Origin of the sequence: Thermococcus sp. (assembly GCF_015521605.1) — an archaeon.
Taxonomy (GTDB): domain Archaea; phylum Methanobacteriota_B; class Thermococci; order Thermococcales; family Thermococcaceae; genus Thermococcus.
This window is the reverse complement of sequence record NZ_WANV01000037.1, coordinates 1-13718: the sequence shown is the minus strand read 5'-3', so window position 1 is coordinate 13718 and position 13718 is coordinate 1. Positions and strand designations below refer to the sequence as shown.

At 57.0% G+C, this 13718-nt stretch carries 12 protein-coding genes and 1 tRNA gene; 4 read left to right on the top strand and 9 right to left on the bottom strand.

What is annotated here, in order from left to right:
- Nucleotides 1-18 precede the first annotated feature (18 nt).
- The gene (locus tag F7C11_RS09595) at nt 19-597 is read left to right on the top strand and encodes a PH domain-containing protein (protein ID WP_297093003.1); all 579 of its coding nucleotides are present in this window, start codon (nt 19-21) and stop codon (nt 595-597) included.
- Here the strand turns inward: F7C11_RS09595 and F7C11_RS09590 are convergent.
- The 4 genes from F7C11_RS09590 to F7C11_RS09575 form a co-directional block, all read right to left on the bottom strand.
- Nucleotides 594-2729 (bottom strand): alpha-amylase family glycosyl hydrolase, encoded by a 2136-nt coding sequence (locus tag F7C11_RS09590; protein WP_394354850.1) that lies wholly within the window; start codon nt 2727-2729, stop codon nt 594-596. The two genes, F7C11_RS09595 and F7C11_RS09590, sit on opposite strands and share 4 nt — an antisense overlap.
- Before the next feature lie 72 nt (nt 2730-2801).
- Nucleotides 2802-3464, bottom strand: a complete 663-nt coding sequence (locus F7C11_RS09585) for a DUF257 family protein (RefSeq protein WP_297093002.1) — start codon at nt 3462-3464, stop codon at nt 2802-2804.
- Nucleotides 3465-3527: 63 nt separating this feature from the next.
- On the bottom strand, nt 3528-4817 hold the full coding sequence (locus F7C11_RS09580; protein WP_297092974.1) for a TldD/PmbA family protein: 1290 nt from the start codon (nt 4815-4817) through the stop codon (nt 3528-3530).
- A gap of 682 nt (nt 4818-5499) precedes the next feature.
- Entirely contained in the window at nt 5500-6861 is a 1362-nt protein-coding gene (locus F7C11_RS09575; protein ID WP_297093001.1) for a TldD/PmbA family protein, read from the bottom strand.
- An 82-nt stretch (nt 6862-6943) separates the two neighbouring features.
- Here F7C11_RS09575 and F7C11_RS09570 point away from each other — a divergent pair, with 82 nt between their 5' ends.
- A complete protein-coding gene (locus tag F7C11_RS09570) occupies nt 6944-7453 on the top strand; it encodes a metalloregulator ArsR/SmtB family transcription factor (RefSeq protein ID WP_297092973.1) in 510 nt (169 codons plus the stop codon).
- Nucleotides 7450-7704 carry a hypothetical protein gene (locus F7C11_RS09565; RefSeq protein ID WP_297092972.1) on the top strand — a complete coding sequence of 85 codons (255 nt, stop codon included), beginning with the start codon at nt 7450-7452 and terminating at the stop codon, nt 7702-7704. Before F7C11_RS09570 ends, F7C11_RS09565 begins: the two co-directional genes overlap by 4 nt.
- Here the strand turns inward: F7C11_RS09565 and F7C11_RS09560 are convergent.
- From F7C11_RS09560 to F7C11_RS09550, 3 genes are read right to left on the bottom strand one after another with little or no spacing between them, the layout of a single operon-like run.
- Nucleotides 7701-8150 carry a universal stress protein gene (locus F7C11_RS09560; protein ID WP_297092971.1) on the bottom strand — a complete coding sequence of 150 codons (450 nt, stop codon included), beginning with the start codon at nt 8148-8150 and terminating at the stop codon, nt 7701-7703. The two genes, F7C11_RS09565 and F7C11_RS09560, sit on opposite strands and share 4 nt — an antisense overlap.
- A 3-nt stretch (nt 8151-8153) precedes the next feature.
- A complete protein-coding gene (locus F7C11_RS09555; RefSeq protein ID WP_297092970.1) occupies nt 8154-9440 on the bottom strand; it encodes an ArsB/NhaD family transporter in 1287 nt (428 codons plus the stop codon).
- A gap of 10 nt (nt 9441-9450) precedes the next feature.
- Entirely contained in the window at nt 9451-10002 is a 552-nt protein-coding gene (locus F7C11_RS09550; RefSeq protein ID WP_363316541.1) for a universal stress protein, read from the bottom strand.
- A 112-nt stretch (nt 10003-10114) separates the two neighbouring features.
- Between F7C11_RS09550 and F7C11_RS09545 the strand changes: the two genes are divergently transcribed.
- On the top strand, nt 10115-12043 hold the full coding sequence (locus tag F7C11_RS09545; protein WP_297092969.1) for a S16 family serine protease: 1929 nt from the start codon (nt 10115-10117) through the stop codon (nt 12041-12043).
- A gap of 145 nt (nt 12044-12188) precedes the next feature.
- On the opposite strand, the gene F7C11_RS09540 is transcribed toward F7C11_RS09545, so the two are convergent.
- Nucleotides 12189-13295 carry a M20 family metallopeptidase gene (locus F7C11_RS09540; RefSeq protein ID WP_297092968.1) on the bottom strand — a complete coding sequence of 369 codons (1107 nt, stop codon included), beginning with the start codon at nt 13293-13295 and terminating at the stop codon, nt 12189-12191.
- 107 nt (nt 13296-13402) lie between these two features.
- A tRNA-Ala gene (locus F7C11_RS09535) sits at nt 13403-13480 on the bottom strand.
- Between the last annotated feature and the right edge of the window lie 238 nt (nt 13481-13718).

Sequence of the window (13718 nt, the reverse complement as noted above, 5' to 3'; positions counted from 1 at the left end):
GGTAACACGGTGAGAGTCATGAGCACAAACCTTCCAAAGGCCGTTGTCCGGCATTTAGAACCAGATGAAAAGGTTCTGTTTACCGTTAAGAAAAAGGTCAGCCTCGAAAAGCCGAAGTGGCTTGTGATAACGGACAGAAGGATAATCTACATCGATGAGAAAATCCTTGGAAGGTACGACATGAAAGCCATACCGTACCAGAAGCTTGAGGAAGTCACCGTTGAGCTGGGCGTCATATCATCCGAGTTCCTAATAAAGGGCGAGGAAAACATAAGGCTCAAGCTCGGCTGGATGAACAAGGAGCAGGCGAGGAATACGATAAACGCCATAAAAGACGCCCTCAACGCGATAGCAGTCGAGCCTGTGACGATTGAGGTCAAGAAGGGCCTGACCCACGAGACGTGGGTTCTGAAGAAGCCCAAGGAGTTCGTGAGCAGGGTCGTCTCGGCCGGGGCCACGGTTCAGCATCCCCCCGCACTGGAGAATGAGGAGGACCCGCTTGAAAAGCTCAAGAAGCTGAAAGAGCTCTACGACATGGGCGTCATAACGGCGGAGGAGTACGAGGAAAAGAGAAAGAAGCTTCTCGAGCAGATTTAACCCCTTTTCTTCCAGATTATCAGAGCGGCCCCGAGCAGGAGAATTGCGGCGAGGAGGTAGGGAAGAGGGTTCTCTCCGACTGGCATGTGGGCTATCGTTGTTGTTGGCATCGCCGGAGCCGTTTCGGTTTCAACGGCGGAGGGCTCATCCCTCAGAACCACCACCGTGGAGTTCACGAAGCCGTAGAGGGTGACGTTGAGGGGTTCAAGCTCTCCCCACGAAGAACCTGTGTAGAGCCCCACCGAGAATGCCGTTCCGTTGGGGAGCGGGGCGACCGTGAAGTAGTAGTCGGTTGAAGACCTGAGCAGGGGCCTCGGTTCGGCCAGCTCCGACAGGTTGCCCCTGATCCAGAGCCTCCCCGTGAGGTTCGTGGCGTTGATGGCTATAAGGGCTGGGATATCGTTCCCCGAGTAGTAGCGGAGCTTTGCCGGTTCGCTGGCCTTTCCCCCGGTTTTGACCACGACGTCGAGCCAGGCGTTCTCGGTTTTCACCTTGGGAACCTCAACGAGTATCTCCGTCGAGTTCCAGGAGAGAACCTTCGCCTCGACACCACCTATGAAGACCTTCCCACCGTTCCCAAAGCCCGCCCCGGCTATGAGGATTTCCTGACCGGGCTGGGCGGCATAGGGCGTCAGGGAGCCGATTAAAGGCATCTCCTGTTCGCGCTCAATGTGGAAGACGTAGAAACTGTTGCGGCCGAGTTCAAGGGAAGCCTTTCCTCCGGAGACCTTCATTTCGGCTCCATAGAGGGCGTCGCGGTACGTTCCGTCGGGCCAGTCGAGGTCTATGGTCAGACTGACTGGCGAGCCCTTGTTCATGACCGCGAGGAGCCTGTGGCTTCCGAAGGTTCTCTCGAAGGCCCACACGGAGTAGTTGGCGTAAACAGTCCTGAAGTCACCGAAGGCCAGTGCGTCGTTGGTCCTTCTCAGCTCCGCCAGCGTTCTGATTATTCCCGCCGCCTCGGTGGTGTTGTCGAAGACCATCATCGGCCGGTTGTACGGGTCGCCCTTTCCGTCTTTGCTCACTAGGTAGCTCTCGTCGCCGTAGTATATCACCGGAATCCCGGGCAGGGTCATTGTCAGGGCCAGTGCCATGTGGAAGCGCTCCACGGCATCGTCCCGCTTTGCCTCGTTGAGGAAGCGAACCAGGTCGTGGCTGTCGAGGAAGTTGAGCTGCTTGTTCGGGTAGACAAAGAAGGAGTAGTAATCCTCAAGCGTTCTGGAGAGGGTTTCGAGGCTTCCCACGAAGCCAAAGGTTCTCACTATGTCCTCCCTTATGGGGATGTTGAGAACCGGTGAGACGTTGGAGTAGCGGTACAGCCCGTAGAGGTCGTCGCTTTTCTCGGGCGAGAGGGAGTAATACTCCCCGTAGATGAAGAGAGGCTTTTTGGAGTAGAGGCGGAGATAAAAGACTTCCAGCCAGCCAAGTTCCATGTGCTTGACGGCGTCAATCCTGAGTCCGCAGGCGCCAGAACCAGTGAAGAGCATCGCCCCCTCGGTGAGGTATGAATCGACCCAGGGGTTGAGCTGGTTGAAGTCAGCTAAGCCAAAGAGGTTGGCGTACTTGAGGGGGATTCCAGACCAGGTGAATATGTTGCCGTTGTGGTGGTAGATGTTCTCTCTGATACCGGTTATCGGGTTCACCGTGGCGTTCTTGGCGTCCCGGTAGTAGTCGGTCACAAAGGTGCCGTTGTCGTATAGCGCCCCGAACTCACCCTTCGTCGCCGGGTTGGAGTGGTTGGGGACGTAGTCGACGATTACACAGATACCCCTCTTTTTAGCCTCCTCCACGAGCCTCCTGAAGTCATTCCAGGTTCCAAAGTGTTCCTCTATGCGCTTATAGTCGCGCGTCCAGTAGCCGTGGTACGGCGCACTCCCCCCGGCCATCCTGTCTATGTTGTCGTTGAGGGGGGAGACCCATATCATGGAGACGCCGAGGCTCTGAATGTAGTCGAGTTTCTCGATAAGCCCCTCGATATCGCCGCCCCAGTACAGGCGGTAGTTTCTATGGGCCGGGTCGTAGAAGGGCTCGTTGTTGCTCGCGTTGCCGTCGTAGAATCGGTCAACCATAATCTGATAAACAACTCCCCTCTCCGGAACCCTGTAAGCGCCGGCCATCGGCATCAGGAGCATCAGGAGTATAATGGCCACCAGAACTGACCTCACGGTATCACCAAGAGTGATAAGAAAAGGTGCTTAAAAACCTCACGTTTTCTTGACGTCCTTGAAGTTCAGGGAAACTGCCATCCCCAGGATCTCGTCGTTGGCCGCCTTTATTGTCCTCAGACGGTATTTGCCCCTGTCCACCTCCCACTGGAGCACTGTGCTCGCCGTCTCCTCAAGCAGGGGCAGGAGCTCCGGGGTCTTTTTCTCAAGCACGTCCCGGTTTATGAAGTAGAGGGCGAAGCGGCTCTTCCTTCCGACGAAGGTCGAGATATTGCGGACGAGCCTTATCACTTCCTGCCGCTCAAGTGCCACAAAGAGCTTGTGTATCCCGAGAACAGGATTGCATACCACCCTCTCAGGCACGACCTTGTCGTATATCTTGCCGTAATACTTGAAGTCGAGGGAGTACTTGTCCACCTCGACCCTCCCGACAACGTTGCCAAACTCCCTGCTGCCACCTATCTTTATCACGGGGATTCCAACTAAATCGTCAGTATCCAGCCCCATCAGCTCAAGCCTGGTCACATATTCAACGAAGGTATCGGAGATGTCATCGATGAGAACCGGGTTGCCGGCCTTCATGAACCTTCTGCTGATCAGGTACAGAAGGATTTCTGGGGAGGACACCGAGCTGTATTCAACGAGGACCGTCTCGCCGGGTCTAATCTTGAGGATTATAGGCTCAATCCCGTGGGATACCATACACACGCACCCAAGTAGCTTGTAAGACGTGGAACTATAAAAGCTTACCTGGAAAAATCGAAGTTACACGAGCTTGGCGGTACCGAGAACCCTCGGCGAATAGAATGAGCCTCTCCGGTGGAGTTTACGCCCTATGGCGCCTATGGAGCGGAGGAACTCGAAGGCGTTCCCAACGAGCATGTTGTCCCGGAACGGCACGACCTCGCCGTCGCGGAGAATGTAACCGAGCTCCACGGTCAGCGAGAAATCGCCGCTCACCGGGTTGGCGGTGTGCTCACCGAAGACCCTTCTCACAACGATGCCCTCAAACTCCTCAAGGTTGTCCCTTCCGGCTTCAACCACCACGTTGCTCGTCCCGATGTGTGGCATCGTCCTGAAGTCCCTGACCGCGTTTCCCGTGCTCTCCATATTCAAGAGGCGTGCGTACGTCTCATCGAGAAGGAAGGAGCGTATGACACCATCCTCGACCAGGACCGTCCTCTCACCGGGATTCCCCTCACCGTCAAAGGGAAAGCTCCCCACACCAGCGGGTATCGTCGCGTCGTCGATTATCCTCAGCCCCTCCGGAGCCACCTCCTCCCCCAGCTTGGAAAAGCGGCTCCTCCCGTAGTAAACACCGTCCCCGAAGAGGTTCTCAAGAAAGATACCCAGAATGGCGCGGAACGCCTCGGGCTCAAGGAGAACCTCACCGGCGTGGGGCTCCACCTTTCCGGCGCGATAGCTGAGCTCTGCCTCTTCAATTGACTTTTTGATGGCATTCTCAAGCTCCTCAAAGGGCTGGAGCGACCGGTAAGCCTGGTAGTACGAACCGGAGCCCGTCCTCTCGCCCCTCTTCACGGCGTAGGCAGAGACGCTCATTCCAGTTCCCTTTCCCTCAAAGAAAATTCCGTTGGAGTTCGCTACCCCGTAATTGCTGACCGCAAGGGCTATCGAGCCCGAGAGGGTCAGTGAGTCATCTTTCAGCTCGCGCATCTTGGCGGCGAATTCCCCGGCAAGGGAATGGGCCTCTTCAAAGGGAATCTCGTCTATCCTCCCGTCGTAGAGCCCGTCAACGCGGGGCACCCTGGATGGAGCGGGGAACCCCCGGAAGGGAACCTCGCTAACTTTGGCGAGCTTCACAGTCCTCCTCACAAACTCCTCAAGGGTTCCTCTGTCGTGGGTGAGGCCGGTTATGTATGAGAAGCCAAGTTTTCCCCTGTAGCCGATCCTGAGGCCTATCCCCGAGTAGAACTTCCTCTGGGAGCGCTCCACCCTCTCGCGCTCTATCCTGAAGGATCCTCCTCTCCCGCGCTCCCAGTAGAGCTCCCACTCCACGTTTTTTCTCTCGAGTATCCTAACCAGCTCGTCTATCATTGGCCCACCCGGCTGGAGTTCCATGGGGGGCTTAAAAGGTATTCCATCCCGCGGGACTTCAAGCGGGGTTGAAGCGGTGGGAAGGGTTAAAACGTTCGGGGGCGGAATGGAACGTGGAGGAGCTGAGATGAGAATGAAGCTACTCGCCCTCGTGGCCCTGATCCTCATAGCCGGAGCCGGCTGCATAGGGGGCTGGGGCGAGAGAACGACCTCCCCCTCTTACTTTCCCGGCTACGGGGAGTTCAACGCCGGCAACGTCCTCGTCGGAACTGGAGACAATATGGGGGACTACTACGGCATCGTCGTGCCCGTGAACCGGACGGTGACGCTCAGGGGGCTCGTCTTCACGAAGGAGTACAGGGTCTCATCTGCTGGGGGCGAAGCCAGTACCGGCTACTATGGAGGAAGGGTGGAGCTGAGGGCGTACCTCGGCGAACCTGGGAGGCACCGCTCCTGGAGCGGCCTGGAGTCGAAGCTCCGGCCCGTATCGGGGATAGAAGTGGGGATAACGCCTGAAACCCTCGAAGTCGAACCCGGGAAGAACGGGACGTTCGAGGTAAAGATAAACACCGCAAACGCTACCCCCGGAAAGACCTACTACCTCTACATCGTCGCCTCTGGGGAAGAAGGGTGGAAGGGCTGGGCGGTCGTGGAGGTAATAACCTGGGCGACCGAGAACACCTCACCTCAATCCCCCCACGAGGGCCCTCGTCAAAACGTGAGGCCCACCGTCGTCGACCGGAACCCACTGCCCCTTTCCGCAGTAGCCCGGGAACTCTATCCTGAGGTCGTCACCTATGGCGCGGATGTCCCTCAGGACATCAAGGATTCTGCCCGAGAGCGCGACGTCCCTCACCTGGGCCTTAACCTCGCCGTTCTCGATTAGGTAGCCCTCCTTGGCGCCGAAGGTAAAGGTGCCGTTGGCGGTGTCGACCTCACCGCCCTTGTCCCCTATCATGTAGAGGCCGTCTTTGACCTCCTCGACCATCTCCTCGAAGGACCAGTCCCCGGGCTCGACGTAGGTGTTGCTCATCCTCACGAGGGGCTGGTAGTTGTAGCCCTGGGCCCTGCCGTGGCCGTTCGGTTCGAGGCCGAGCAGGGCACTCGTCTCGCGGTCGTTGAGGTAGCTCATCAGAACCCCGTTCTTTATTATCTCGACCCTCCTGGCCCTTATCCCCTCGTCGTCGTAGACGTAGGAGCCGAACTTGCCCGGCAGAGTTGGGTCGTCCACAACAGTTAGCCCCTCGACGGCTATTCTCTCACCCAGCTTTCCGGCGAGTATGCTGTCGCCGTTCTTAACAGAATCCGCCTCAACGGCATGCCCCAGGGCCTCGTGAATGAAGACGCCGGTAAGCTCGGGGTCCATTATCACGGGGAACTCTCCCGAAGGGGGCGATTGGGCATGGAGGAGCGAGAGGGCCTTTTCCTTCACGAACTCAGTCCAGTAAGGAAGGTCTATTCCCTCGACCAGCTCCCAGCCGGCGGTGCCCCCGAAGCTCTTCCAGTAGCTCTGCATCTCTCCGCTTTCCCTGGCAGTCACGGAGAAGCTCAGCCTCAGCCTCGGGACGACCGTCTCAATCTCGCTCCCGAGGGAGTTGAAGTAAAATCCCTCCTTGAGGCCGTCACCGTAGTAAACGCTCCTGTTGGATATGCCCTCTCCCCGGAGGAGCGAGTCAGTTTCCTTTACGAGGGCGAGCTTGTCCTCTATATCCACGTCCAGAAAACTCTTTTTCGGCCTTATCTCGGCCCTGTCCCTCACGGGGTCGCCGAGGTAAATCCTCGAATCGCCCTTAGAGAGCTTCGCTATCTTCATGGCGGCCTCTATGGCATCTTCAGCCCTGCTCATGTCGTTGGCACTCGAAAATCCCCACGTCCCGTTGAATGCCCTAACCCCTATGCCCACCTCGGTGTTCATCCCCAGCTCTTCCAGCTGGCCGTTCTGCATCGTGAGGTGTGATGCGGTGACCCGGGTTACACGTATTTCATAATATAATATACCGTAACGTCGCGCGAGCTCCTCTGCCCTTCGCATCAGTGCCTCCATCCTCTCACCGATGGACATAAAAGGGATAGCGTTTATATGGGTTCCCATAGAGGAATGAACCACAAGCGTTTAAGTGTTGGGTATGGAGAGGCGTAATGAAATACTCCAATACATCAAGAGCAGACCCGGGATAACCTTCAGGGAGCTGGCGAGGGAGCTCGGAATAGGCATAGGCGACCTGCAGTATCACCTCTACCGGCTGGAGAAGGAAAAGAAGGTGTTTTCAAGGAAGCTCGGGAAGAGGCGATACATATTCCCCGCGGGCTTTGAAAAGGAGTGTCAGAGGCTCATCATAGCAATCTCCACTGAGACCCGGAGGAGAATCCTCCTGCTCCTCATGGAAGGCCCCCTGACCCAGAGCGAGATAGCCAAAAGGCTAAGGCTCAGCCAGCCTACCGTGAGCTACCACATGGGGGAGCTTGTTAAGCTCGGCATCGTCGATGCCAGAAAGGAGGGAAAGAGCATGGTATACACCCTCTCATACGATCCCGCGATAATAGCGCGCGTCATAAAAGACTACCGGCCGAGCCTCTGGGAGAAGCTGGCTGACAACCTGATAGATCTGCTCACCAGCGTGGGTGATGAGGAATGATCGAGACAATACTTACCGTCACGGCACTGATCCTCGCACTGGCCCTCGCGGGGATCTCGTTGATGGCCTATAAGAAGAGCCACCTCCGCGCGGCGCTATATCTGATTGCCGCGTTCCTCCTGCTGGCAATAAAGAAGGTCATAGAGACCCTGCACCTGGCGGCGTGGATAGAGAGAGACGTTGGCATAGCCGTTGGCGCGCTGGAGGTCATGGTCCTGGCACTCTTCGTCCTGGCACTGTGGAAGCGCTAGCGAACCACCATTACGGGGGGCTCTATCGAACCGACGACCTCCTCCAGGAGGCTTCCTATCCTCGTTTTTCCGCTTCTCCCATAGGCTCCCATGACCACGAGTCCATACTTTCCGGAGTTGGCCTCATCGAGTATAGTGTCCTTGGCCGGGCCCTCCACGATCCTTATCGAACAGTTCACACCCTCCTGGTGACAGAGTTCGAGAAGGTTAGTCATTATGTCCCTTATGCTTGTCTTCATCTCCCTCCATATCTCCTCCTCGAACCTCTGCACGTTTTTCAAATCCTGGCTCAGCATCCCCATGTTGAAGGCGAGGGCCTTGGCCTCTCTCCTGTCGAGGACGGAGAAGAGCGTGAGCTTACTGCCCCTCTTCTTCGCTATGGCTATCGCGTGAAGCGCGGCCTTCTGGCTCCACTTCGAACCATCAACGAGCACGAGTATCCTCATAGGTCACACCCCTACGTACCTTACCCAAATCAGAACCATACCCACACCAACCGTGCTCAGCATTATCACAAGGCCTATCTTAAGGAAGTCCATGAAGGTTATGTTGAGCCTCTCCCGGGCGGCGATACCCAGAACGACGATGTTGGCGCTCGCACCTATCGCGGTGCCGTTTCCACCGAGGCAGGCCCCGAGGGAGAGCGCCCACCATAGGGGATAAACGTTCATCGAGGCGCTCATCGATTTTATCAGAGGTATCATCGCCGCCGTCAGGGGTATGTTGTCAACTATGGCCGAGGCTATGGCCGAGAACCACGTGACCATCACTATGGCCTCCGCCGTTGTGTTGACGTAGCCGAGGAGCCACCTGGCAACGTCGTCTATGACCCCCGTCTCAACGAGGGAGCCAACGATTATGAATAGCCCCATGAAGAAGAATATCGCGGTCCACTCTATCTTTTCAAGAACCTCCGTGGGCTCCATCCTGCTCCAGAGCAGGAGAACCGAGGCACCGCTGAGGGCCACAACGGCGGGGTGTATTTCAAGCCTGTCGTGGACGAAGAACAGGAGCACAACGGCGAGTATCACTATGACCGATTTCCGGAAGAGGGAGCGGTCCCTTATGGCCTCGTCTTCCCTGAGCATCTGGATGGTCGACTGAATCCTTTCCATCTTGGTGGGGGTTATCCTCATGGCGTCCCTGTAGACGAGGTATATTATCCCGAGGGTTATGAGGAGGTCTATGGCCGCTATGGGGCCCATGTTCAGGAGGAACTCAGTGAAGCTCAGCCCGGCAGCCGAGCCTATCATTATGTTGGGGGGATCGCCTATCAGCGTTGCAGTTCCACCGATGTTGGAGGCGAATATCTCGGCCAGCAGGTAGGGAATCGGGTTGACATCCATGAGGCGGGTTATGTAGAGGAGCATCGGCGTCAGGAGGAGGACGGTTGTAACGTTGTCGAGAACCGAACTTACGAGGGCGGTCACTATGGAAAACAGGATGAGAACCTTCATGGGACTGCCTTTTGCAAACTTCGCCGTTTTTATCGCTATGAACTCGAAGAGACCGCTTTCCTTGGCCGTGTTGACTATCATCATCATGCCTATGAGCAGGAAGAGCGTGCCAAGGTCGAGATACTCGGGCATCTTTTCCCAGGGGACAACCCCCGTAAAGAGCACTATGGATGCCCCAAACAGAGCGGCAACCGTCCTGTGAACCTTCTCACTGATTATCAGAGCGTATATAAAGATGAATACTGCAACGGCGACTGCCACTTGCTCGTTCGGAGTCATCGGAACCACCCTAATATATTATCGTTGGCCTGTCCACGTGCTGGACTATCTTAAGAACCACGGGGCTCATGGGGGACATCTTGGTTATCTCGGAACCGTAGCCCCTGGATATGACGAGAAGGTCAAACTCGGCCGCAAGCTTAATGACGTCGTCGCTCTTGCTCCCAAAGAGGTGCCTTCCCCTCGCCCTCAGCCCGATTGCCCTCAACTCCCCAACTATCTCGGATAGAACCCTTTCACCAAGCTCTGTCTCAGCCATCTTGAGCCTCTCCGCCTCGGACTTTCCGAGGGTCTGCTCTATCATCCGGAAGGCCATTCTGTCAGTTATGTAGACGACGGTGACCGCGGCTCCCGAGTACGCCTCAAGGGTATCGTAAAGCTCCCCGGGGATTTCATGGGCAAACCTGTCAACCGGGATAAGAATGGACGATATCTCTGGAAGAACGAACTCCTCGGGGAGGAGAAGGAACTCACGGTAGCGCTTCGTTATCTCATCGTACCTGTCGCCCGCGATGTGCCTGAACTTTCTGGCGATGAGCCTGCTGAAGATGTCCATTGCCATCCCCAGAGGGGAAAGATAAGGAGATGATTTAAGCTTTTTGCCGGTTCGTTTTAGAGGGTTGAACCACAAACGCTTTATTAAGGCTCGGCGAGCTAAAATCGGGGTGAGAAATATGAAAAGGGCACTAGTACCGCTGCTGATACTCATGCTCCTGCTGCCGTTCGCATCATCTGCCGCCGCCGAGTGTCCGAGCGAAGGCCACACCGTCGTCCTCAAGGCGCCCGCGGTTTCAAGGACCGCCGACGGGCAGCTCATAGGTGTCGCCACCGACTTTGTGATCACCGTCGCACCGGGAACTGGTCACGTTTACGTCGAGACCTGGCCGCTTGCCGAGGTGGACATGCAGGCGAGTGCCCGGCTGGCCGCCCAGATAGCGGGCAAGGTTCTCGGGGTGGATATGAGCAAGTACGACGTGTTCATCCAGATCAAGGCCGATTCTCCAATAATAGGGGGCCCATCCGCGGGAGGAACCATGACCGTTGGGATAATCGCGGCCCTTGAGGGGTGGAAGGTCAACCCCAAGGTTATGATGACCGGGATGATAAACCCGGACGGAACCATAGGGCCGGTGGGTGGAATACTCGAAAAGGCCTCCGCGGCCCACGACGTTGGGGCACAGCTCTTTCTGATCCCCCAGGGACAGCGCATCCAGTACGTCCAGGAGACCCAGAAAAAGGAGATCGGAGGCATAGTGGAGATAAACACCCAGACGAAGAAGGTTGACGTCGTTGAATACGCCAAGGAGCGCTGGGGACTGACGGTCATTGAAATCAAGGACATCTACGACGCCGTCTACTACTTCACGGGGCACAAGATACCCCGCCCGGAGGCCCCGGCGTACATCAAGATAGACACGGCGTTCCTCAAGGAGGATGCCCTCAGGGACTACGACAATACCACCGCCTACTACCGGTCAACGCTGGAGAAGCTCAAAAAGAGCGACGTGAACTACGCTACCTACACGACCCTGATGGAGGCACTGAACGAGGCAGGCATTATCCTCAACCAGTCCAAGAAGAGCCTGGATGACGGAAGGTACTACACGACAATGAGCAAGGACTTCCAGGCCAGGATAATCATAAGGCACGTGGACTGGTACCTGAGCGTTAAGTCAGGGGATGACGTTCAGAGGATTCTGAAAACGACTGGTTCGCAGATAAACGCCTCAGAGAGCAGGGTCTCGAACATTACCATCCGGGGCACTACAATGCTCCAGGCAGTCGCGGCGGCCGAGGAAAGGGTCGAACAGGCAAAGAGCCTTCTGGACGAGGCGTGGAAGTACTACTACAACGGCGACTACTGGGATGCCGTTGGGGACGCCGCCTACGCCTACGAGCGGGCTAAGACCGCTATTTTCTGGGCCAACCTCGGTGAGAGGTTTGCGAGCGGCGACGTGATAAGCAGGGACGTCGTCAAGACCACTGCAAGGGACTACATAGACGAGTCCAACCTCATAGTGACCTACATAGAGTCCATGTACGGCACCGTTGGGGGCGACCTAAGTCAGAGCATTCAGCAGGCAGAGCAGTACTACGAGGACGGCAAGTACTCTGCGGCGCTCTTCACCGCGATGGAGGCGCGTGTGAGGGCGCAGGTCTTTCTGGACACGCTGGGGATAGACAACCAAACGGTCCTCAAGGACAAACTGGCGGGAATGAAGGAGAGCGCCAAGGTGGCCATTGCGATGGCCCAGAACCAGGGCATAACGCCCGTGCTGGCCATAGCCTATTACGAGTTCGCGGAGAGCTACGAGCAGAGTGCCGAGGAGAACGGAAGCATGGAAGACCTCCAGACGGCCATGATATTCTACCAGTACGCCAGGGAGACCGCGAACCTCTTCCTCAGCAAGCCCAGCCAGCAAACGCCCGTCGCCAACACCACCGCCACGGACGTTCCCCAGATCATCATCCCAACACCATCAGCCACCGAGACCACGACCCCAGCCCCCGGGGATGGCACGGGAGGCGTTCCCGAGACGGCAATAATCCTGATAGCCCTCGGGGCTTTCCTCGTGGGTGCCGCAGTTGGTAAGAAGCTGTGAACCCCTCGGGGGTTTCATTTTATCCCTTCAGCACTCCCTTCTTCGGGCGTCCCAGCAAAAAAGATTTTAGGATAAGTCCGGACTCTGAACCGCCGATGATGAGAACTCCCTGCCCTGAAAGGTGAGGACAACCGGCCGCCTGAGGCTACGCCAGGCTCTTGAGGAACTCAACGTAGGCCCGCTTCACCCTTCTCATCGATTCGACGCTGACCCATTCGTCGCTCGCGTGCCAGTTCCCGCCCATCGGGCCGTAGACAAGCGTCGGCTTACCCAGATAGGTGCCGAAGTAGTTGAAATCACCCACGCTCTTCCCGTAGGTCACCTCCGGCTCCCTCCCAAAGAGCGCAGCGTGAACCCTTTTGAACACTCCGACGAACCTGCTGTTTTCCCTGACAACGTAGGGGAGCATGTCCGGGGTTGGACGGTTGAACTTCTCGATCCTCAGCTCTGCTCTAAGCTTAAGCCTTCCAGCGAGTCCCAGCAGCTCACCCTCAACCTTCTCCCAGTCCTCGCCGATTGTTACGTGCCTGTCGAGTATCGCCACCGCCCGGTCCGGAACGCTGAGACCGTCGGCGGAGCCCTCGATATGGAGCGTGCAGTACGAGCCCACACCCAGCTTTCTATGGCGCCTAAAGCGAATCTTGTCAAGATTCCCCAGAAACCTCCCCAGCTCCTCGATGGCGTTGATTCCGAGGTACGGTCTGGCGGCGTGGGCCTTCTTTCCCACGGCCTCCACCCGGATCACGAACCTCCCCCTCGCGCCCAGCATAAGCCTCTCATTGGTCGGTTCGGCAACGAGAACCACGTCCGCCCTGTCGAGCCTTCCGCTCTTTATGAGCTCCCAAGTTCCGCGGGAATAACCCTCCTCGTCACTGACCGCGGTGAATATTATCTCCGGCCTCTCGCGTTTGGGGAGCTCCCCCATCTCAACGAAAGCGCTCATCAGAGCGGCGAGGCCGGCCTTCATGTCCGCACTGCCGAGGCCGTAGAACCTGTCGCCATCGAGCTCACCCCACGGATTGCGTGTCCATCCGGGGGATAGGTTCACGGTGTCCATGTGACCGTTCAGAACAACAGTCGTCTTCCGTCCGGGGAGATGCGCTATCACATCATCTCCGAATCCCTCAACAGGAAGCAGTTCCACGTCAAAGCCCCGCTCCTCAAGGAAAGACGCTATAAAGCGCGATATCTCCCTCTCCTCACCGAAGGGGGACCTGATGGAAACGAGCCTCTTTAGGAGCTCGAACCCCATGAGACCACCATCCATAAAACGGCGATGTTGATTAAAGCGTTTCCCCCGAAAAGCGGCACTGTGTCCGCAACGAGACGCCAGAAACGGAAGGTGATCGGGAGGTGCTGTGGTGGACCGGGCGGGATTTGAACCCGCGGCCTCCGCCTTGCGAGGGCGGCGCTCATACCAGGCTGAGCTACCGGCCCACACCCGGTATTAGTGAACCCCTGGAGGGTTTAAAAGCTTTTGGTCGGGAAAGGGGCCAAGCGCCGGCACGTTTCGATGGCCATGCCGCTGACAAATTCAGTCACGAATCAAATAGTTTTTAACTTTCGCATGCCAACAAACCCCGGTGGTCTGATGGATGCCCTGAACTTTCATCGCGGTAACTTTCCCGGCAACGGGAAGATAGAGATAATACCCAAGGTTCCCCTCACCGAGGAG